This is a genomic window from Enterobacter dykesii (assembly GCF_008364625.2).
In the GTDB taxonomy this organism is placed as follows: domain Bacteria; phylum Pseudomonadota; class Gammaproteobacteria; order Enterobacterales; family Enterobacteriaceae; genus Enterobacter; species Enterobacter dykesii.
In genome coordinates, this window is sequence record NZ_CP126604.1 from 14,656 (window position 1) to 33,909 (window position 19,254).

Here is a 19,254-nt window from a genome sequence, read left to right on the forward strand (position 1 = left end):
AAAAAACCATAAAGGCCTCTACCCCTACAGGTTGTTTCATGAGGATTTAAAAATGCTCAGTCAAATACAACGTTTTGGCGGTGCCATGTTTACCCCGGTGTTGCTGTTTCCGTTCGCCGGGATCGTGGTGGGAATCGCCATCATGCTTCGCAACCCGCTGTTTGTCGGCGAAGCCTTAACGGCCCCCGATCATCTTTTCGCGCAGATTGTTCACATCATTGAAGAGGGCGGCTGGGCGGTGTTTCGCAATATGCCGCTGATTTTTGCCGTTGGCTTACCGATTGGCCTGGCGAAGCAGGCGCAGGGCCGCGCCTGTCTTGCGGTGCTGATTAGCTTCCTGACCTGGAACTACTTCATTAACGCGATGGGGATGACCTGGGGCCACTTCTTCGGCGTCGACTTCTCCGCCGAACCGACGGCCGGAAGCGGTCTGGCGATGATTGCCGGTATCAAAACGCTCGATACCAGCATCATCGGTGCCATTGTGATCTCAGGCATCGTCACCGCCATCCACAACCGCTACTTCGACAAGCCGCTGCCGGTGTTTTTGGGGATTTTCCAGGGCAGCTCGTTTGTCGTTATCCTCGCGTTCTTCGTCATGATCCCCTGCGCCTGGCTGACGCTGCTGGGCTGGCCGAAAGTACAGATGGGTATCGAGTCTCTGCAGGCGTTCCTGCGCTCCGCCGGTGCGCTGGGCGTGTGGGTGTATACCTTCCTGGAACGCATTCTGATCCCAACCGGATTGCACCACTTCGTCTACGGTCCGTTCATCTTCGGCCCGGCGGTGGTGGAAGGCGGGATTCAGGTCTACTGGGCGCAGCACCTGCAGGCGTTCAGCCAGAGCACCCTGCCGCTGAAAACCCTCTTCCCGGAAGGCGGCTTCGCGCTGCACGGCAACTCAAAAGTGTTTGGCTCGGTCGGGATTGCGCTGGCGATCTGGTATACCGCGTCGCCAGAAAACCGCGTCAAGGTGGCGGGGCTGCTGGTCCCGGCCACGCTCACCGCCGTGCTGGTGGGCATCACTGAACCGCTTGAGTTCACTTTCCTGTTTATCTCGCCGCTGCTGTTTGCCGTGCACGCGGTGCTGGCGGCCACCATGGCAACGGTGATGTATACCTTCGGCGTGGTCGGGAATATGGGCGGCGGCCTGCTGGACCAGTTCCTGCCGCAAAACTGGATCCCAATGTTCCATAACCACGCCTCGACGGTATTCACCCAGATCGGCATCGGCGTCTGCTTCACCGGGATCTACTTCGTGGTCTTCAAGACGCTGATCGAACGCCTGAATCTGAAAACGCCGGGCCGGGAAGAGAGCGAAATCAAACTCTACAGCAAGGCCGACTATAAGGCGGCGCGCGGGCAAACCACCGCCCCGGCGGCGGCCAGCCAGCAGGTTGGGCAGGCAGCCGGATTCCTTCAGGCGCTCGGCGGCGCGGCCAACATCGAAAGCATCAACAACTGCGCCACCCGCCTGCGCATTGCGCTGGTGGATATGGCGAAAACGCAAAGCGATGACGTCTTCAAAGCCCTCGGCGCCCACGGCGTGGTGCGACGCGGCAACGGCATTCAGGTGATTGTCGGCCTGCACGTTCCTCAGGTGCGCGACCAGCTTGAATCGCTGATGAAAACCCCTTTATCGAATGAACAAACCACCCTGACAGAGGCTATATCATGAAAAAATTCTCAGTTGTCATTGCAGGCGGCGGCAGCACCTTTACGCCTGGTATCGTCCTGATGCTGTTAGCCAACCGTGACCGTTTCCCGCTGCGCGCGCTGAAGTTCTATGACAACGACGGCGCGCGTCAGGAGACCATCGCCGAAGCGTGCAAAATCATCCTTAAGGAACAAGCCCCGGAGATTGAGTTCAGCTACACCACCGATCCGAAAGCGGCATTTACCGATGTGGATTTTGTGATGGCGCATATCCGCGTGGGCAAATACCCGATGCGCGAAAAAGATGAAAAAATCCCGCTGCGCCACGGCGTGCTGGGTCAGGAAACCTGCGGCCCGGGCGGTATCTCCTACGGCATGCGCTCTATCGGCGGCGTGCTGGAGCTGGTGGATTATATGGAGCAGTACTCGCCGAACGCGTGGATGCTGAACTACTCCAACCCGGCGGCGATTGTCGCGGAAGCCACGCGCCGCCTGCGTCCGAACGCCAAAATCCTCAACATTTGCGATATGCCGATCGGCATTGAAGGGCGCATGGCGCAGATTGTCGGCCTGAAGGACCGCAAAGAGATGCGCGTGCGCTACTACGGCCTGAACCACTTCGGCTGGTGGACGTCTATTGAAGATCTGAACGGCAACGACTTGATGCCGAAACTGCGCGAATACGTCGCTAAAAACGGCTATGTTCCGCCTTCGGAAGATGCGCACACCGAAGCGAGCTGGAACGATACCTTTGCCAAAGCAAAAGACGTGCAGGCGCTGGATCCGGATACCATGCCGAACACCTACCTGAAGTATTACCTGTTCCCGGACTACGTGGTGGCGCATTCCAACCCGGAACGCACCCGCGCCAATGAGGTCATGGATCACCGTGAGAAGCACGTGTTCAGTTCCTGCCGGGCGATTATCGAAGCCGGTCACTCCGCCGCCGGCGAGCTGGAAATCGACGAACATGCGTCGTACATCGTCGATCTGGCGACGGCAATTGCCTTTAACACCCAGGAGCGGATGCTGCTGATTGTGCCAAACAACGGGGCCATCCATAACTTTGATGCTGATGCGATGGTTGAAATTCCGTGTCTGGTCGGCCATAACGGGCCGGAGCCGCTTACGGTGGGCGATATTCCACACTTCCAGAAAGGGCTTATGAGCCAGCAGGTGGCTGTGGAAAAACTGGTGGTGGATGCCTGGGAGCAGCGCTCATACCAGAAACTCTGGCAGGCGATCACCCTGTCGAAAACCGTGCCGAGCGCGTCCGTCGCGAAAGCGATTCTCGATGACCTGATCGCGGCCAATAAGGACTACTGGCCAGAGCTGCACTAATCGTCCTGACCGGCATCGCCCGATGCCGGTCTCCTTGTCCTTATCGATTTACGCTATGCTGAAGCCTGCCCGAAGCACGACAAGGAACCTTCATGAAAATTTCCCGCCTCGGCGAAGCGCCGGACTACCGCTTCTCTCTGGCCAATGAACGCACGTTTTTAGCGTGGATCCGCACGGCGCTGGGCTTTCTGGCAGCAGGCGTCGGCCTCGATCAGCTCGCACCTGATTTCGCCACGCCGCTGATTCGCGAAGTGCTGGCGCTGCTGCTGTGCCTGTTCGCGGGCGTGCTGGCGATATACGGCTACCTGCGCTGGCTGCGCAATGAGAAGGCGATGCGTCTGAAGCAGGATCTGCCCTATACGCGCGGGCTGCTGATCATCAGCACGATTCTGCTGACGGTGGCGGGCGTGGTAATGGTGCTGGTGTTCTATGGCGGATAGCCGCAAAGCGCGGCGCGAAGCGGACCCCGGCCTGCAGCCGGAGCGGACGTCGCTGGCCTGGCTGCGCACGCTGCTGGGGTATGGCGCGCTGATTGCCCTGGCGATTAAGCACAACTGGCACCGCACAGGGGTGCCATTCTGGATTTCTATTGTTGTGCTGGCGCTGGTGGCCATCATTTTATGGCGCTATACCCGCAGCCGTAACCTGATGGACGTGGCGCAGAATGATTTTGTACAGCCGAAGGCGGTGCGGGATAAATTCCTGATCGCCCTGGCCGTGCTGTTGCTGTCGCTGCTGTTTGCGGTAACCCATCTACAGGTTATTTTTTCCCTTTAGCCAGATACTTCGCCATCTCGTCTTCCGGCACCATACCGCCGCCGGTCGCCCACACCAGGTGGGTAACGCTGGCATCTGAAGGCACGCGCACCGGCCCGGCCATGCCCGCCAGCGCGGACGGCTCCAGACGGATCCCTTCCTCCTGCGCCAGCCAGCCGAGCATGTCGTACATGCTCTGATCGGAGAGCGTATAGAACCCGTCAAGCAGACGCTCCATCGCACGGCCCACGAAGCCCGACGCGCGTCCTACCGCCAGACCGTCCGCCGCCGTCACGTTATCAATGCCCAGATCCTGCACCGCGATTTCATCGTGCAAGCCGGTGTAAACGCCCAGCAGCATGCACGGGGAGTGCGTTGGCTCCGCGAAGAAGCAGTGGACGTTATCTCCAAAGGCCAGCTTCAGGCCAAACGCCACGCCGCCAGGGCCGCCGCCGACGCCGCACGGCAGGTAGACGTGCAGGGGATGATCCGCATCCACTACGAGGCCCTGTTCGGCAAACTGCGCCTTCAGGCGCTCGCCCGCCACCGCATAGCCCAGGAATAAGGTGCGGGAATTTTCATCGTCAATGAAGAAACAGTTCGGATCGCTTTCCGCCGCTTTTCGTCCCTGCTCTACCGCCACGCCGTAATCCTGCTCATATTCCACTACGATGACGCCGTGGCTGCGCAGTTTGGCTTTCTTCCACTCGCGGGCGTCGGCGGACATATGTACCGTCACCTTAAAGCCGATGCGGGCGCTCATAATGCCGATGGACATCCCGAGGTTGCCGGTTGAGCCTACCGCAATGCTGTACTGGCTGAAGAAGTCCTTAAAGCGCGGCTCCAGCAGAATGCTGTAGTCGTCGTCGATGCTCAGCAACCCGGCGTCCAGCGCCAGTTTCTCCGCATGGGTCAGCACCTCATAGATACCGCCGCGCGCTTTAATCGAGCCGGAAATCGGCAGATGGCTGTCTTTTTTCAGCAGCAGCGTGCCGGGAATAGATTGAGCCAATTCTTTCTCCAGCCGCGCCTGCATTGCCGGGATCGCGACCAGTTCGGATTCGATAATCCCGCCCGTTGCCGCCGTTTCCGGGAAGGCTTTCGCCAGATACGGCGCGAAGCGTTTCAGGCGCGCGTGCGCGTCGTCCACGTCGGCTTTGGTCAGCCCAACATAGGGGAGCCCTTCAGCAAGCGTCGTGGTGCGCGGGTTAAGCCAGGTGGTTTCTTTCAGGGCAACCAGATCCTCAACCAGAGGAAACTGTGCGGTTAAAGTAGTGATAGTTGCGTTTTCCATAATACGTCTCTTCGCGCTCAGATAATGAAGGAAAGCAGGAATGTGCCGACAAGTGCAAGCACCGAGGCGATAAACGTCGCCGTCGTATAGTATTTGAAGGTCTCATTCAGGGTCGCGCCGCAGTATTGCTTCACCAGCCAGAAGAGGGAATCGGTCACGATCGTGCAGCCAATGGCGCCGGAACCGATGGCAATGGTGATGATCTCCGGGCTCACGTTCGGATAAAGCGGCAGCATCGGCGCAACTATCGCCGTGGCGCCCATCATGGCCACCGTCGCGGAGCCGACGGCGGCATGCAGCACCAGCGCCACCAGCCAGGCGAGCAGGATAGGGTGCATGTGCAGGTTCGAGAGAATATGCGCCAGCGAGTCCGCCAGTCCGCTGGTTTTCAGGATGGCGTTAAACGCGCCGCCCGCGCCGATAATCAGCAAAATGTTGGCGATAGAGCCGAAGCCGTGCTCGGTGTGCGTCAGCATCGTGCCCATGCCCATATGCTGGCGTATCCCCAGCAGGTAGTAGGCGACAAACACGGCGATAAACATGGCGGTGATCGGGTTGCCGATAAACTCCAGCAGCGTATACAGCGTGCCTTCTTTCGCCATATTCAGCTCGGCAATGGTTTTCACCAGCATCAGGGCAATCGGCAGCAGCACCGTGAACAGCGTGGCGCCCAGCGACGGCAGGGTGTTCTCTTCCCGCACCTTCAGATCTGAAAATTCCGCCGGAACCGGTTTAAACGGCAGGCGATTGCCGAGCAGCTTCAGGAACAGCGGGCCGCCGACCAGCGAGGCCATCAGGCCCACCAGCAGGCCGTAGACGATCACCGTTCCGACGTCCGCGCCTAATTTATTGGTCACAAACAGCGCGGCCGGATGCGGCGGCACCACGCAGTGCACCGCCATCAGCGCGGTACAGAGCGGAATGGCCAGCTTGAGCAGCGATGTGTTGGTCTTTTTGGCGATGGAAAACGCCAGCGGGATCAGCAGTACTACGCCCACTTCCACAAACAGCGTAATGCCGCAGATAAGGCCCACCAGCACCATAATCACGTCCGCCGATAGCCAGCGGCAGCGCTGCAGGGCGATCCCGATGCGCTCTGCCGCGCCGGAGACTTCCATCATCTTGCCGAGAATGGTGCCCAGACCAATCACCGCCGCCAGGAAGCCCAGCGTACCGCCAATTCCGCTCTCAATGGCGTTCACCATATCCAGCGGGCTCATCCCCATCATCGCGCCGACGAAAAAGCTCGCCAGCAGCAGCGCGAGGAACGGGTGAAACTTCAGCTTAACGATGGTTAAAACAATCAACACAATGCTGACCAGCAGCGTTGCCACAACCCAGACCTGAGATCCCATATCTCACCTCACCCTTATGTCATCTGTGGGTATTGGACGAAAAAACGGCGGGGGCTGACAAACGATATAAATTGGCGTTCAGGTGAGCCAGATTGGATCAACTGAGTGACTGCGCTCTAAAAAGCGCACTTAATGCGTATTAGGTTCACATAAATTCACCCTTGAGCGGTATGCTGAGCGCAGAAACCCCGCGTGAGAATTGTGATGACCGATGCTAATGAAGCCAGAAACCGCCTGTTAAACGGCTGGCAGCTGTCGAAAATGTATACCTTTGAAGTGGCCGCCCGGCATGAGTCCTTCGCCCTGGCGGCGGAGGAGCTGTCGCTCAGCCCCAGCGCGGTGAGCCACCGCATCAACCTGCTGGAAGAGGAGCTGGGCATACAGCTGTTCGTCCGCTCGCACCGTAAAGTCGAGCTGACGCAGGAGGGAAAGCGCGTTTACTGGACGCTGAAATCGTCCCTCGATACCCTGAATCAGGAGATCCTGGACATCAAAAACCAGGCGCTGTCCGGCACGCTGACGGTCTACTCCCGGCCGTCGATCGCCCAGTGCTGGCTGGTGCCCATGCTGGGGGACTTTACCCGCCGCTATCCGTCGATTTCACTCACCGTCCTGACCGGCAATGATTACGTTAATATGCAGCGAACGGGCGTCGATCTGGCGCTCTATTTCGACGATACGCCGCCAAACCACCTCTCTCATCACTTCCTGATGGACGAGGAGATTTTGCCCGTCTGCTCGCCGCAGTATGCCCGCGAGCATGAACTGCTGAAAAACCCCGATAACCTCAGCCACTGCACGCTACTGCATGACCGTCAGGCCTGGAGCAACGATTCCGGCACGGATGAGTGGCTGAGCTGGGCGCAACACTTTGCGGTGAATATGCCGCCATCGTCGGGCATTGGTTTCGATCGTTCCGATTTAGCGATTATTGCGGCCATCAACCACGTCGGCGTCGCGATGGGCAGAAAGCGGCTGGTGCAGAAACGGCTTGAGCGGGGCGAGCTTATCGCCCCGTTTGGTGAAAAAACTCTGAAATGCCATCAGCACTACTATATCTCGACGCTTTCAGGCCGACAGTGGCCGAAAATAGATGCCTTTATCGGCTGGCTGAGAGAACTGGCAGGTTGAAGAATTATTACGCTTTCGCTCTACACGGAATGTGAAAAAGCGTGCTAAATACAGGTAATGCTTTCGATTTATCCAGGGTAAACCGTGTTAAAGCCTTTTATTGTCTCTGCATTATTGATCTCTTCCGGTTGGGCGATTGCCGCTGAGCCGCCGCTGACGGCTGCCCGTTATGCGCAGCAGATGGGCGTCGGGATGGATGTGGACTGGGCGCGCACCGAGCGCGGCATACGCGAATTCGACCCGCTGGTAGTACGCGATTTTCGTGCAAAAGGCATTACCCACGTGCGCATTCGTGTAGCCGATGAACCGACGGAAGCGCGGCTGATCCACCTACGCAAGCTGGTGGAAGCCTGTGAGCAGTATGGCGTGATCCCGATTATCGCTTATCAGGCTGATGAATATAAAAACGACCCGAAAGCCGATAACGAGAAAGAGACGATTAACTGGTGGATTGCCGTGGCGCACTATTTTGGTCAGAGCTATCCGCTGCTGGGTTTTGATCTCATCTATGAGCCGGCCGACAAGCTTAACCACAACCTTGCGTCGCTAAACCGCGTGTATGAAAAAACCATTAAAGCGATCCACGACATGGATCCGCAGCGCATGATCTTTATTGCGCCACGCCTGCGCGCCGCGCCGGAGGATTTATCCAGCCTGAAGCTGCCTGCGCACAGCCAAAACTACCTGCTGGCGGAGTGGCATATTTTCCCGTGGGGGCCGCTGAAAAATAGCGGTAAATACCCGTGGACGTCCGGCACGGCGGCGGAGAAAGCGGCTATCCATAATCGCATCAATACCGCGCTGCGCTGGCAGCAAAAAACCGGGCACGTTAGCTGGGTCGGGGGCTGGGGCGTGGGAGAGTCAAACCACCTCACGCCAACCGCTTCGCAAATGGCGTTCTCCACCTTTATGGCCTGCGAGCTGCAAAAGGCGAAAATCCCGTATGCGCTGAACGCGGATTTCCAGTTTTACGACGGGGAAGAGGGGGCCTGGCGGCCCGCGCCGGAGCCGTTGCTGCAGGCGATGATTGCGCCCGTCTGCGAAAAGCCCGGCGAGAAGCCGGGCCATCATGCGGTTAAACCGGCTGCTCGTGATGCGGAACACGCGACGCCAGCGGCAGCCAGCACAGTAAAATCAGCAGCCCCATCAGCGTCATCAGCAGGCCCAAACTAGCCTGCCCGGTCTGCGGCATCATCGCCGAGAGCCAGGCCAGCGCGCCGGAGCCGATATTCTGCAAACCGCCCACCAGCGCACCAGCCGTGCCTGCGAGGAACGGGAACGGCTCCATCGCGCCGCTGGTCGCCAGCGGGAACAGCATCCCCGCGCCGAAGAAGAACAGCGCTGCCGGGATGAGCAGCGTCCAGACCGTCATCACGCCAAACAGCCCCGGTATCCACATCATCAGACCCGCCAGCAGGCAGCTGATCACCGACTGCCACATCAGGGTGGAGAAACGTTTGTTCGGGCGTCCGGCAAACCACGCGCCGAAGAACGCCGCCGGGATCGGCAGAATAAACAGAATACTCACCACCATGCTGCTCAGGCCCAGCCCCGCGCCCAGCAGCACGCCAGAACAGGCTTCAAACACCGCAATGCCCGCCAGGCCGCCGATGAGCATCAGCAGGTAGCAGGTAAACGACCCGTTGCCGAACAGCGTTTTATAGCTGGTGATAAGCTTCGTGCGCGGCGCGTCCTGCGGGCGCGTTTCCGGCATCCAGCGCGCCATGCTGAAGGTGACAATCACGCACAGCACCAGCAGGAAGGCGTAGCAGGCGCGCCAGGACCACATCGTGTCCAGCAGGCCGCCAATCAGCGGGGCGAGAAGCGGGCTGACCAGAATACCCATATTCAACAGGCTGTTGGCATGACGGAGCTGTGTACCCTGATACATATCGCGCGGTAAGGTTCGCGCCATCACCCCGCCGACGCCGGTCCCGACACCCTGCAGGGCGCTGGCGGCTATCAGTACGGTCAGGCTGTGCGTGGTAATGGCAATCACCGTCGCCACCATGAAAATGCTCATGCCCACCAGGATCACCGGGCGACGCCCGACGCGGTCAGACAGCGGGCCGTAGAAGAGCTGCGAAACGCCATAGGTCAGCAGGTAGGCTGCCATCACGCTCTGCACCGCGCCCTCGCGGACGTTCAATTCCTTTGCCATGTCGGCAATCGCCGGAATGTAGATGGTTTGTGCCATCTGACCGACGGCCACCAGTAACACCAGCATCAACAATAAGTTAACGTTCCTTTGTTTTTTCATGTCGCTGAATACTTTTGCCAAAAGAGAAAAATGAAGAATAAGTGACTGCGCATTCCCATAAATGCGCGAAGAATCTACCACAGAGAGATGACAATTTAAGCATTGTCGTGGTGAATGAAAAAACCGGGAAAGGCAGGATTTGTAAACAAGATCGGCAACTAATGTTGCCAGTGATTTACGCCATGCGCAGCAGAATGGCGCCGCCGGCAATACCCAGCGCCGCCGCGATGCGCAGGCCCGCAACCTTTTCTTTTAAAAGGACAAACGCGATCAGCGCCCCAAAAAGAATCGAGGTTTCACGCAGCGCCGCGACCACCGCCAGCGGTGCCTGCGTCATGGCCCAAAGCGCCAGACCATAAGAGCCCATGGTGCCAACGCCGCCGAGTAACCCCTTTTTCCAGTGCAGGCGCAGGTAGCCGGACGCTTCGCGCCGGCGCGCCACCATTGCCCAACTCAACAGGCAGAAGCCGTTCATAAAGAAGGTCCACAGCGTATAGCCCAGCGCGGTGTCCGACAGCCGCACGCCGGTGCCGTCGACCAGCGTATACCCGGCAATGAAGCAGGCGTTCAGGAGCGCCAGCCAGAGCCCTTTGCGTGACTGCGTGCGGCCATGCATCGCCATCGCCAGAATCGAAAGGCAAATTACCCCGATGCCGGACCAGGCGAGCCAGGAGAGACGATCCCCGAGCGCCAGCACGCCGATCAGCGCCACCAGCAGCGGGGCGGTGCCGCGCATCAGCGGATAGGTCTGGCTCATATCGGAGACCTGATAGGTCTTCGCTACCAGCACGGTATAGACCACCTGTAAGGCGCAGGAGACGATCAAAAACGGCCAGCTTGCAGCAGATGGCTGTGGGGAAAACGGCAGGAAGACCAGAGCGATAAGCGTGGCGGATCCGCTGACGCTTATGGCGGAATAGAGCTTGTCCGTTCCGGCCTTAACGATGGCGTTCCAGCTGGCATGCAGCAGCGCCGCGAAGAGCAAAATGCAGAAAACGGTGGTGGTCATGGCGTATCGGGTGATGAATTGTCACTCAACTGTAACATTCACACCCTGATGCTGCCAGCCGGCTACACGGCACAAAAAAGGCGGTGCGTCACCCGCGGTTCGTCCGAGACCAGCGTAAAACCCGCCTGGCGATAGAAGCCGTACGCGCTGTCCGGCGCGTGGGTATTCAGGAAATCAAACCAGATGCTGGCATCGGCCATCACCACGGTTAAAAGCTGTTTGCCAATGCCCAGCCCGCGGCACTTCTCGCTGACGTAGAGATGGCGAATACGTCCGGCGCGCGGCTGCTGGCTGAACGGATCGCGGTTGAGGCCGCATACGCCGACCAGCCTGCCGTTGAGAAACGCGCCCAGCAGCTTTTCTCCCGGCGCGTTAAAGCGGTTCTCGCCGCGCTGCCAGTTCTCTTCAAGCCTGCGCAGCATGTTGAAATTCAGTGCGATACTTTCAGCCTTCAGGGCGATATACCCCGGTTCATCCGGTGTGACAGGCTCAATTAACAGACGCGACATAGCATTCCCTCGTTATTAAAGAGGGGCGGTTACCCGCCCCTCTCAGGTGCGACTTGAACCTGAATTACCGAAGGAATTTCAGGACAGCATCAAGCAGTTGCAGTACAGCAACAATGAGTTTGAGGATAAGTATCACCATATCCACTACGCTCATACGCGTCTCCTTTTGGTTAAAAGGAGCACGATGCTGGCGTACCTTTCCGCCGCCTGTTGCCAGCACCTGGATTGACGTAACACAGTGTGCTCACTTCAGGGGTTAAGGCACTGACGGCACCACCCGTTTCAGCCAGGACTTCGTTGCGCCGGTAAAACTGCGGCCCCCCTCGCTCACTGCGAACACCCTCAGTATAGATAAATACTGTATGCATGAACAGTATTTTTTGGACAAAATCAGGAAGGCGATCCATACTCAAAAGCGTCAAAATCCGTGCCGGAATTGCGCGTTCGTCTTCGATCGCGTATACTTTTTGCGTTGACGTAACACAGTGTGTTCTGCGGCGACCAACCGCAAAACCCTGATAAAAACCTCGCTTAGGCGGGGTTTTTTGTTTTCATCCCCCAACAAACGAAACGTGATCCCTGACGCATTTTTGTGCAGATGAAAATATTTCCATTGTCACGCCCGAAAACCTGTGTTTGTATAAATTCCATCAATGATTCCAAACACAGGTCCCCAATGACTTCATCCATCTTCACTTCGACCCTACTAAAAACTGCGCAACCAGCCGCAGTGGTCGTCGTGCGTGTGGTGGTGGTCGTCGGCAATGCGCCGTAGGGACTGGATCAACACACGAATCCAAAACCCCGCCGGCGCAAACCGGGCGGGTTTTTTCGTTTAGGACCCTCCCCGGAACGTCGGCCCAGAAGAAAAGGACTGGAGCATGGCAATTTCGGGCACAACATCCACAAAGAGGCGTTTTACTGGCGCGCAGCTGATCGTTCATTTGCTGGAACGACAGGGCATCACTACCGTTGCGGGTATTCCGGGCGGTACGGTGCTGCCGCTGTACGATGCGTTAAGCCAAAGCACGCAGATCCGCCACGTGCTGGCGCGCCACGAGCAGGGGGCAGGCTTTATTGCTCAGGGCATGGCGCGTACGCAGGGCAAACCGGCGGTCTGTATGGCCTGCAGCGGCCCGGGCGCAACCAACCTGGTGACCGCCATCGCCGACGCGCGCCTCGACTCCATTCCGCTGATCTGCATTACCGGCCAGGTACCGTCCTCGATGATCGGCACCGATGCGTTCCAGGAAGTGGACACCTACGGCATCTCTATCCCCATCACCAAACATAACTATTTAGTTCGCGATATCAGCGAGCTTCCTCAGGTTATCAGCGATGCGTTTCGCATTGCGCAGTCTGGCCGCCCGGGCCCGGTGTGGATAGACATTCCTAAGGATGTCCAGACCGCAGAGATCGAGATCGACGTCCTGCCGGAGCCGGGCGAGCGTGCCCCCGCGCCGGAATTCAGCGCTGAGAGCGTGCGCAACGCCGCCGCCATGATTAACGCCGCCAAACGCCCGGTGCTTTATCTGGGCGGCGGGGCGATTAACGCTGCGGATGAAATCCGCGAGTTTACAGAGAAAGCCAACCTGCCCACTACCATGACCCTGATGGCGCTGGGCATGCTGCCTAAGGCGCACCCATTGTCATTAGGTATGCTGGGCATGCACGGCGCGCGCAGCACCAATTACATCCTGCAAGAGGCTGATTTGCTGATTGTTATGGGCGCGCGTTTTGATGACCGGGCGATCGGCAAAACCGAGCAGTTCTGCCCGAACGCCAAAATCATTCACGTGGATATCGACCGCGCCGAGCTGGGTAAAATCAAGCAGCCGCACGTGGCGATTCAGGGCGACGTGGCCGAGGTGCTGGCGCAGCTGATCCCGCAGACGAACGCAGCCGACCGCGCCGACTGGCGTCAGCTGGTGGCCGATCTGCAGCGCGAGTTCCCGGGCGCCATCCCAACCGAAGGCGACCCGCTTAGCCATTACGGCTTGATCAACGCCGTGGCCGCCTGCGTGGACGACAGCGCAATCATCACCACCGACGTGGGCCAGCATCAGATGTGGACCGCCCAGGCCTACCCGCTGAACCGTCCGCGCCAGTGGCTGACCTCCGGCGGTCTGGGAACCATGGGCTTCGGCCTGCCTGCGGCGGTCGGCGCAGCCCTCGCCAACCCGGACCGCAAGGTCATCTGCTTCTCCGGTGACGGCAGCCTGATGATGAACATTCAGGAGATGGCGACCGCGGCCGAAAACCAGTTAGACGTGAAAATCATCCTGATGAACAACGAGGCGCTGGGGCTGGTGCACCAGCAGCAGAGCCTGTTCTACAAGCAGGGCGTGTTTGCCGCGACCTACCCTGGGATGATTAACTTTATGCAGATTGCCGCCGGCTTTGGCCTGCACACCTGCGATCTGAACGCCGAAGAGGATGCCCACGCGGCGCTGCAGGCGGCGATTTCTCGCCCCGGCCCGGCGCTGATCCACGTGCGTATCGACCCTGAACAAAAAGTGTATCCGATGGTGCCGCCGGGAGCGGCAAATACTGAGATGGTGGGAGAATAAGCCATGCAGAAACAACATGATAACGTCATTCTGGAACTCACCGTCCGCAACCACCCTGGCGTTATGACCCACGTCTGCGGGCTCTTTGCCCGCCGGGCGTTTAACGTGGAAGGCATTCTCTGTCTGCCGATTCAGGGCAGCGAGCACAGCCGCATCTGGCTACTGGTTAATGATGACCAGCGTCTGGAGCAAATGATGGCCCAGATCGACAAGCTGGAAGACGTCACCAAAGTGGCGCGCAACCAGTCCGATCCCACCATGTTTAACAAAATTGCGGTGTTCTTCGAATAAATCGCTCATTGCTTGAACACCCGCGCGCTTATCGTTAAGGTAGGCGCGTTTTTTTATCCGCCCGCCAGGAACGCGCTATGACCACCATCGCCCTTATCGACGACCACCTTATCGTCCGCTCCGGATTTGCCCAGCTTCTGAATCTCGAAGCGGATTTTCAGGTTGTGGCCGAGTTTGGCTCCGGTCGCGAGGCGCTGGCGGGCCTGCCGGGGCGCGGGGTGCAGGTCTGTATCTGCGACATCTCGATGCCGGATCTTTCCGGACTGGAGCTGTTAAGCCAGCTGCCGAAAGGGATGGCGACGATCATGCTCTCGGTCCACGACAGCCCGGCGCTGGTCGAGCAGGCGCTCAACGCGGGGGCGCGCGGCTTTCTCTCCAAGCGCTGTAGCCCCGACGAACTGATCGCCGCGGTGCGCACCGTCTCCACCGGCGGCTGCTATTTAACGCCGGATATCGCCATCAAGCTGGCGGCCGGACGGCAGGATCCGCTCACCCGGCGCGAGCGTCAGGTGGCTGAGAAGCTCGCGCAGGGAATGTCGGTAAAAGAGATTGCCGCCGAGCTGGATCTGTCCCCGAAAACCGTGCACGTTCACCGCGCCAACCTGATGGAAAAACTCAACGTCAGCAACGACGTCGAGCTGGCGCGCCGCATGTTTGACAGCTGGCAATGAGTTCCGCTTTTTCACGGCTGATCGCCGTCGTCGCCAGCTTTTTTATCTTCTCCGCCGCCTGGTTCTGCCTGTGGAGCATTAGTCTGCATCTGGTGGAGCGCCCGGAGCTGGCGGTGCTGCTGTTCCCCTTCGGGCTGCGTCTGGGGTTAATGCTCCAGTGTCCGCGCGCCTACTGGCCGGTTTTGCTCGGCGCAGAGTGGCTGATGCTGGTCTGGCTGGCGCAGGAGGTGGCCCTCGCGCACCTGCCCTTATTGATGACCGGAAGCCTGCTCACGCTTCTCCCGGTTGCGCTCATCTCCCGCTACCGCCACCAGCGCGACTGGCGCACGCTGCTGCGTCAGGGGGCGGCGCTGATGGCCGCCGCGCTGCTGCAGTCCCTGCCGTGGATTGGCGACAAGGAGATGCTCAATGCCCTGCTGCTGACCCTCACCGGCGGCCTGACGCTCGCGCCGACCTGCCTCGTTATCTGGCACTACCTCACCAGCACCGTCTGGCAGCCGCTCGGCCCGGGGCTGGTTTCCCAGCCGGTGAACTGGCGCGCTCGGCATCTCATCTGGTATCTGCTGCTGTTTGTGGTAAGCCTATGGCTCCAGCTTGGCCTGCCCGCTGAACTATCACGCTTCACGCCGTTCTGTCTGGCGCTGCCGATTATCGCCCTGGCCTGGCACTACGGATGGCAGGGGGCGCTGATCGCCACGCTGATGAACGCCATCGCGCTGATCGCCAGCCAGACCTGGCACGATCACCCTGTGGATTTGCTGCTTTCCCTGCTGGCTCAAAGCCTGACCGGGCTGCTGCTCGGCGCGGGCATTCAGCGCCTGCGCGAGCTGAACCAGTCCCTGCAGACCGAGCTGGCGCGCAACCGCCGTCTGGCGGAGCGTCTGCTGGAAACCGAAGAGAGCGTGCGGCAGGAGGTCGCCCGCGAGCTGCACGACGATATCGGCCAGACCATCACCGCTATCCGCACCCAGGCGGGCATAGTCCAGCGCCTGGCGGCTGAAAACGCGGGCGTGAAGCAGGGCGGGGCACATATCGAACAGCTTTCGCTGGGCGTCTATGACTCCGTTCGACGCCTGTTAGGACGGCTGCGTCCGCGCCAGCTCGACGACCTGTCGCTGGAGCAGGCGGTGCGTTCCCTGATGCGCGAGATGGAGCTGGAAAGCCGCGGCATCGTCAGCCATCTCGACTGGTGCATTAACGAATCTACGCTCAGCGAAGGTCAGCGCGTGACGCTGTTCCGCGTCTGTCAGGAAGGGCTGAACAACATCGTCAAGCACGCCAGCGCCAGCGCGGTTACCATCCAGGGCTGGCAGCAGGACGAGCGCCTGATGCTGGTGATTGAAGACGACGGCTGCGGTCTGCCGCCGGGCTCCGGCCAGCAGGGCTTTGGCCTGGCGGGCATGCGCGAGCGCGTGAAGGCGCTCGGCGGTACGCTGAATATCTCCTGCACCCACGGGACGCGCGTCAGCGTCAGCCTGCCGCTACGGAGTTACCATGTTTAAAACCCCTGCCAGCGCCGCGCCGATTGGCGATAAAGCGGAAATCGACGCCCGCTACCGCTACTGGCGTCGCCATATCCTGATGACCATCTGGCTCGGCTACGCGCTGTTCTACTTTACCCGCAAAAGCTTCAACGCCGCCGCGCCGGAGATCCTCGTCAGCGGCGTGATGACGCGCACCGATATCGGCCTGCTGGCGACGCTGTTTTACATCACCTACGGCCTGTCGAAGTTCTTCTCCGGCATCGTCAGCGACCGCTCCAACGCGCGCTATTTTATGGGCGTCGGGCTGATCGCCACCGGGGTGGTGAACATCCTGTTTGGTTTCTCCACCTCGCTTTGGGCCTTCGCCCTGCTGTGGGCGCTGAACGCCTTTTTCCAGGGCTGGGGCGCGCCGGTCTGCGCCCGCCTGCTCACCGCCTGGTATTCGCGCAACGAGCGTGGCGGCTGGTGGGCAATCTGGAACACCGCGCATAACGTCGGCGGGGCGCTGATCCCGATGGTGGTAGGTGCGGCGGCGCTGCACTACGGCTGGCGCGCGGGGATGATGATTGCCGGAGGCCTCGCGATTGTCGCCGGGCTGTTTCTCTGCTGGCGCCTGCGCGACCGGCCGCAAACCGTCGGTCTGCCTGCGGTGGGCGACTGGCGGCACGACGAAATGGAGATTGCCCAGCAGCAGGAAGGCGCGGGGCTGACCGGCAGGGAGATCCTCACAAAATACGTGCTGAAAAACCCCTACATCTGGCTGCTGTCGCTCTGCTACGTGCTGGTTTACGTGGTGCGTGCGGCGATCAACGACTGGGGCAATCTGTACATGTCCGAGACGCTCGGCGTGGATCTGGTGACCGCCAACTCGGCGGTGACGATGTTCGAACTGGGCGGGTTTATCGGCGCGCTGGTGGCGGGCTGGGGCTCGGACAAGCTGTTCAACGGCAACCGTGGCCCGATGAACCTGATTTTCGCCGCCGGGATTTTGCTCTCCGTCGGCTCGCTGTGGCTGATGCCGTTCGCCAGCTATGTGATGCAGGCGGCGTGCTTCTTCACCACTGGCTTCTTCGTGTTTGGCCCGCAGATGCTGATCGGCATGGCGGCGGCGGAGTGTTCTCACAAAGAGGCGGCAGGCGCGGCGACGGGCTTTGTCGGACTGTTTGCCTACCTCGGCGCATCGCTCTCCGGCTGGCCGCTGGCGCGGGTGATTGACGTCTGGCACTGGAGCGGTTTCTTCGCGGTGATCGCCATCGCGGCGGGGATCTCCGCGCTGCTGCTGCTGCCCTTCCTGCACGCGCAGGCCCCGCGCGAGGTGAGCGAAGCGTGATGTGCCTCACCTTTCTGGCCCGAGTGGCGTAAAACTAAGAAATTTTCCCGGTTTTACCTGGACGCTGTCTCAGGCATCTCTCCCGGCTGATTTTTACAATGCCTGCCATTCGCAGGTAAAAATCAGCTCAGGAGCAAACCATGCTGGCCTTCCTCAACCAGGTGCGCAAGCCGACCCTGGATCTGCCGCTCGACGTGCGGCGCAAGATGTGGTTCAAACCGTTCATGCAGTCCTATCTGGTGGTCTTCATCGGCTACCTGACCATGTACCTGATCCGCAAAAACTTTAACATCGCGCAGAACGATATGATCTCAACCTACGGGCTGAGCATGACGCAGCTGGGGATGATTGGTCTGGGCTTCTCCATCACCTACGGCGTGGGGAAAACCGTCGTTTCCTACTACGCGGACGGCAAAAACACCAAGCAGTTCCTGCCGTTTATGCTGATCCTCTCCGCCATCTGTATGCTCGGCTTCAGCGCCAGCATGGGCGCGGGCTCCGTCAGCCTGTTCATGATGATCGCTTTCTACGCCCTGAGCGGTTTCTTCCAGAGTACCGGCGGGTCGTGCAGCTACTCCACCATCACCAAATGGACCCCGCGCCGCAAGCGTGGTTCCTACCTCGGCATGTGGAACATCTCCCACAACCTCGGCGGGGCGGGGGCGGCAGGCGTGGCGCTGTTTGGTGCGAACTATCTGTTCGACGGCCACGTGATCGGCATGTTTATCTTCCCGTCGATTATCGCCCTGATTGTCGGCTTTATCGGCCTGCGCTACGGCAGCGACTCCCCGGAATCTTACGGCCTCGGCAAAGCCGAAGAGCTGTTCGGGGAGGAGATCAGCGAAGAGGACAAAGAGACCGAAGAAAACGAGATGTCCAAATGGCAGATCTTTGTTGAGTACGTGCTGAAAAACAAAGTGATCTGGCTGCTGTGCTTCTCAAACATCTTCCTCTACGTGGTGCGTATCGGCATCGACCAGTGGTCGACCGTGTATGCCTTCCAGGAGCTGAAGCTCTCTAAAGAAGTGGCGATTCAGGGCTTCACCCTGTTCGAAGTGGGCGCGCTGGTCGGCACGCTGCTGTGGGGCTGGCTTTCGGATCTTGCCAACGGCCGTCGCGCGCTGGTGGCCTGCGTCGCGCTGGCGCTGATTATCGCCACGCTCGGCGTCTACCAGCACGCCAGCAACCAGTACGTTTACCTGGCGTCCCTGTTCGCGCTCGGCTTCCTGGTGTTTGGTCCACAGCTGCTGATCGGCGTGGCGGCAGTGGGCTTTGTCCCGAAAAAAGCGATCGGCGCCGCCGATGGGATTAAAGGCACCTTCGCCTACCTGATCGGCGACAGCTTCGCCAAGCTGGGTCTGGGGATGATCGCCGACGGCACGCCAATTTTCGGCCTCACCGGCTGGGCGGGCACCTTCGCGGCGCTGGATGCCGCAGCGATCGGCTGTATCGTCCTGATGGCGATGGTTGCGGTGCTGGAAGAACGTAAAATTCGCCGTGAGAATCGTGCGCAGAAATTAAAAACAGCTTGAGTTTGCAGGTAACTTCTTTGCCCGGTGTGTGATGCCGGGCTTTTTTATGCCTGTCGCTGTCGACGCCG

Annotated in this window: 19 protein-coding genes; 13 read left to right on the plus strand and 6 right to left on the minus strand. The window is 59.7% G+C overall.

Annotated elements, in window-relative coordinates:
* The first annotated feature begins 52 nt into the window (after positions 1 to 52).
* From F0320_RS00070 to F0320_RS00085, 4 genes are all read left to right on the plus strand, one after another.
* Complete coding sequence (locus F0320_RS00070; protein WP_126330356.1) at positions 53 to 1,675, plus strand: alpha-glucoside-specific PTS transporter subunit IIBC; 1,623 nt, start codon at positions 53 to 55, stop codon at positions 1,673 to 1,675.
* Positions 1,672 to 2,994: a 6-phospho-alpha-glucosidase gene (locus F0320_RS00075; protein WP_126330358.1), complete on the plus strand. Its 1,323-nt coding sequence runs from the start codon at positions 1,672 to 1,674 to the stop codon at positions 2,992 to 2,994. The genes F0320_RS00070 and F0320_RS00075 overlap by 4 nt, the downstream gene beginning before the upstream one ends.
* A gap of 92 nt (positions 2,995 to 3,086) precedes the next feature.
* On the plus strand, positions 3,087 to 3,434 hold the full coding sequence (locus F0320_RS00080; protein WP_023309821.1) for a YidH family protein: 348 nt from the start codon (positions 3,087 to 3,089) through the stop codon (positions 3,432 to 3,434).
* A complete protein-coding gene (locus F0320_RS00085) occupies positions 3,424 to 3,771 on the plus strand; it encodes a DUF202 domain-containing protein (protein ID WP_047650012.1) in 348 nt (115 codons plus the stop codon). Before F0320_RS00080 ends, F0320_RS00085 begins: the two co-directional genes overlap by 11 nt.
* Here F0320_RS00085 and dsdA read toward each other — a convergent pair.
* Positions 3,755 to 5,044 (minus strand): D-serine ammonia-lyase, encoded by a 1,290-nt coding sequence (dsdA, locus tag F0320_RS00090; protein ID WP_126330360.1) that lies wholly within the window; start codon positions 5,042 to 5,044, stop codon positions 3,755 to 3,757. The two genes, F0320_RS00085 and dsdA, sit on opposite strands and share 17 nt — an antisense overlap.
* 17 nt (positions 5,045 to 5,061) lie before the next feature.
* Positions 5,062 to 6,399 (minus strand): D-serine transporter DsdX, encoded by a 1,338-nt coding sequence (gene dsdX / locus F0320_RS00095; RefSeq protein ID WP_126330362.1) that lies wholly within the window; start codon positions 6,397 to 6,399, stop codon positions 5,062 to 5,064.
* A gap of 204 nt (positions 6,400 to 6,603) precedes the next feature.
* Between dsdX and dsdC the strand changes: the two genes are divergently transcribed.
* Positions 6,604 to 7,530 (plus strand): DNA-binding transcriptional regulator DsdC, encoded by a 927-nt coding sequence (gene dsdC, locus F0320_RS00100; RefSeq protein WP_126330364.1) that lies wholly within the window; start codon positions 6,604 to 6,606, stop codon positions 7,528 to 7,530.
* Between the two features lie 84 nt (positions 7,531 to 7,614).
* The gene (locus tag F0320_RS00105) at positions 7,615 to 8,703 is read left to right on the plus strand and encodes a cellulase family glycosylhydrolase (protein ID WP_047650005.1); all 1,089 of its coding nucleotides are present in this window, start codon (positions 7,615 to 7,617) and stop codon (positions 8,701 to 8,703) included.
* Here F0320_RS00105 and emrD read toward each other — a convergent pair.
* The 4 genes from emrD to tisB all read right to left on the minus strand — a co-directional run bounded on the left by emrD (position 8,606) and on the right by tisB (position 11,462).
* The gene (emrD, locus tag F0320_RS00110; protein ID WP_029741426.1) at positions 8,606 to 9,790 is read right to left on the minus strand and encodes a multidrug efflux MFS transporter EmrD; all 1,185 of its coding nucleotides are present in this window, start codon (positions 9,788 to 9,790) and stop codon (positions 8,606 to 8,608) included. The two genes, F0320_RS00105 and emrD, sit on opposite strands and share 98 nt — an antisense overlap.
* Before the next feature lie 175 nt (positions 9,791 to 9,965).
* Entirely contained in the window at positions 9,966 to 10,799 is an 834-nt protein-coding gene (locus F0320_RS00115; protein ID WP_126330366.1) for an EamA family transporter, read from the minus strand.
* A gap of 62 nt (positions 10,800 to 10,861) precedes the next feature.
* Positions 10,862 to 11,308 carry a GNAT family N-acetyltransferase gene (locus F0320_RS00120; RefSeq protein ID WP_126330368.1) on the minus strand — a complete coding sequence of 149 codons (447 nt, stop codon included), beginning with the start codon at positions 11,306 to 11,308 and terminating at the stop codon, positions 10,862 to 10,864.
* Between the two features lie 64 nt (positions 11,309 to 11,372).
* Positions 11,373 to 11,462: a type I toxin-antitoxin system toxin TisB gene (gene tisB / locus F0320_RS00125; RefSeq protein WP_023309830.1), complete on the minus strand. Its 90-nt coding sequence runs from the start codon at positions 11,460 to 11,462 to the stop codon at positions 11,373 to 11,375.
* A 522-nt stretch (positions 11,463 to 11,984) separates the two neighbouring features.
* On the opposite strand from tisB, the gene ivbL reads away from it, so the two are divergent.
* The 7 genes from ivbL to uhpT all read left to right on the plus strand — a co-directional run bounded on the left by ivbL (position 11,985) and on the right by uhpT (position 19,186).
* Positions 11,985 to 12,083 (plus strand): ilvB operon leader peptide IvbL, encoded by a 99-nt coding sequence (gene ivbL / locus F0320_RS00130; protein WP_057979964.1) that lies wholly within the window; start codon positions 11,985 to 11,987, stop codon positions 12,081 to 12,083.
* A gap of 106 nt (positions 12,084 to 12,189) precedes the next feature.
* A complete protein-coding gene (gene ilvB, locus F0320_RS00135; protein WP_126330370.1) occupies positions 12,190 to 13,878 on the plus strand; it encodes an acetolactate synthase large subunit in 1,689 nt (562 codons plus the stop codon).
* 3 nt (positions 13,879 to 13,881) lie between these two features.
* Positions 13,882 to 14,169 carry an acetolactate synthase small subunit gene (gene ilvN, locus F0320_RS00140; protein ID WP_010426528.1) on the plus strand — a complete coding sequence of 96 codons (288 nt, stop codon included), beginning with the start codon at positions 13,882 to 13,884 and terminating at the stop codon, positions 14,167 to 14,169.
* Positions 14,170 to 14,246: 77 nt separating this feature from the next.
* Positions 14,247 to 14,840 carry a transcriptional regulator UhpA gene (gene uhpA / locus F0320_RS00145; protein ID WP_047649998.1) on the plus strand — a complete coding sequence of 198 codons (594 nt, stop codon included), beginning with the start codon at positions 14,247 to 14,249 and terminating at the stop codon, positions 14,838 to 14,840.
* A complete protein-coding gene (gene uhpB, locus F0320_RS00150; protein WP_047649997.1) occupies positions 14,837 to 16,342 on the plus strand; it encodes a signal transduction histidine-protein kinase/phosphatase UhpB in 1,506 nt (501 codons plus the stop codon). Before uhpA ends, uhpB begins: the two co-directional genes overlap by 4 nt.
* Positions 16,335 to 17,654, plus strand: a complete 1,320-nt coding sequence (locus F0320_RS00155) for an MFS transporter (protein ID WP_126330372.1) — start codon at positions 16,335 to 16,337, stop codon at positions 17,652 to 17,654. Before uhpB ends, F0320_RS00155 begins: the two co-directional genes overlap by 8 nt.
* Before the next feature lie 140 nt (positions 17,655 to 17,794).
* Positions 17,795 to 19,186 carry a hexose-6-phosphate:phosphate antiporter gene (gene uhpT, locus F0320_RS00160; RefSeq protein ID WP_023333957.1) on the plus strand — a complete coding sequence of 464 codons (1,392 nt, stop codon included), beginning with the start codon at positions 17,795 to 17,797 and terminating at the stop codon, positions 19,184 to 19,186.
* Positions 19,187 to 19,254: the final 68 nt, after the last annotated feature.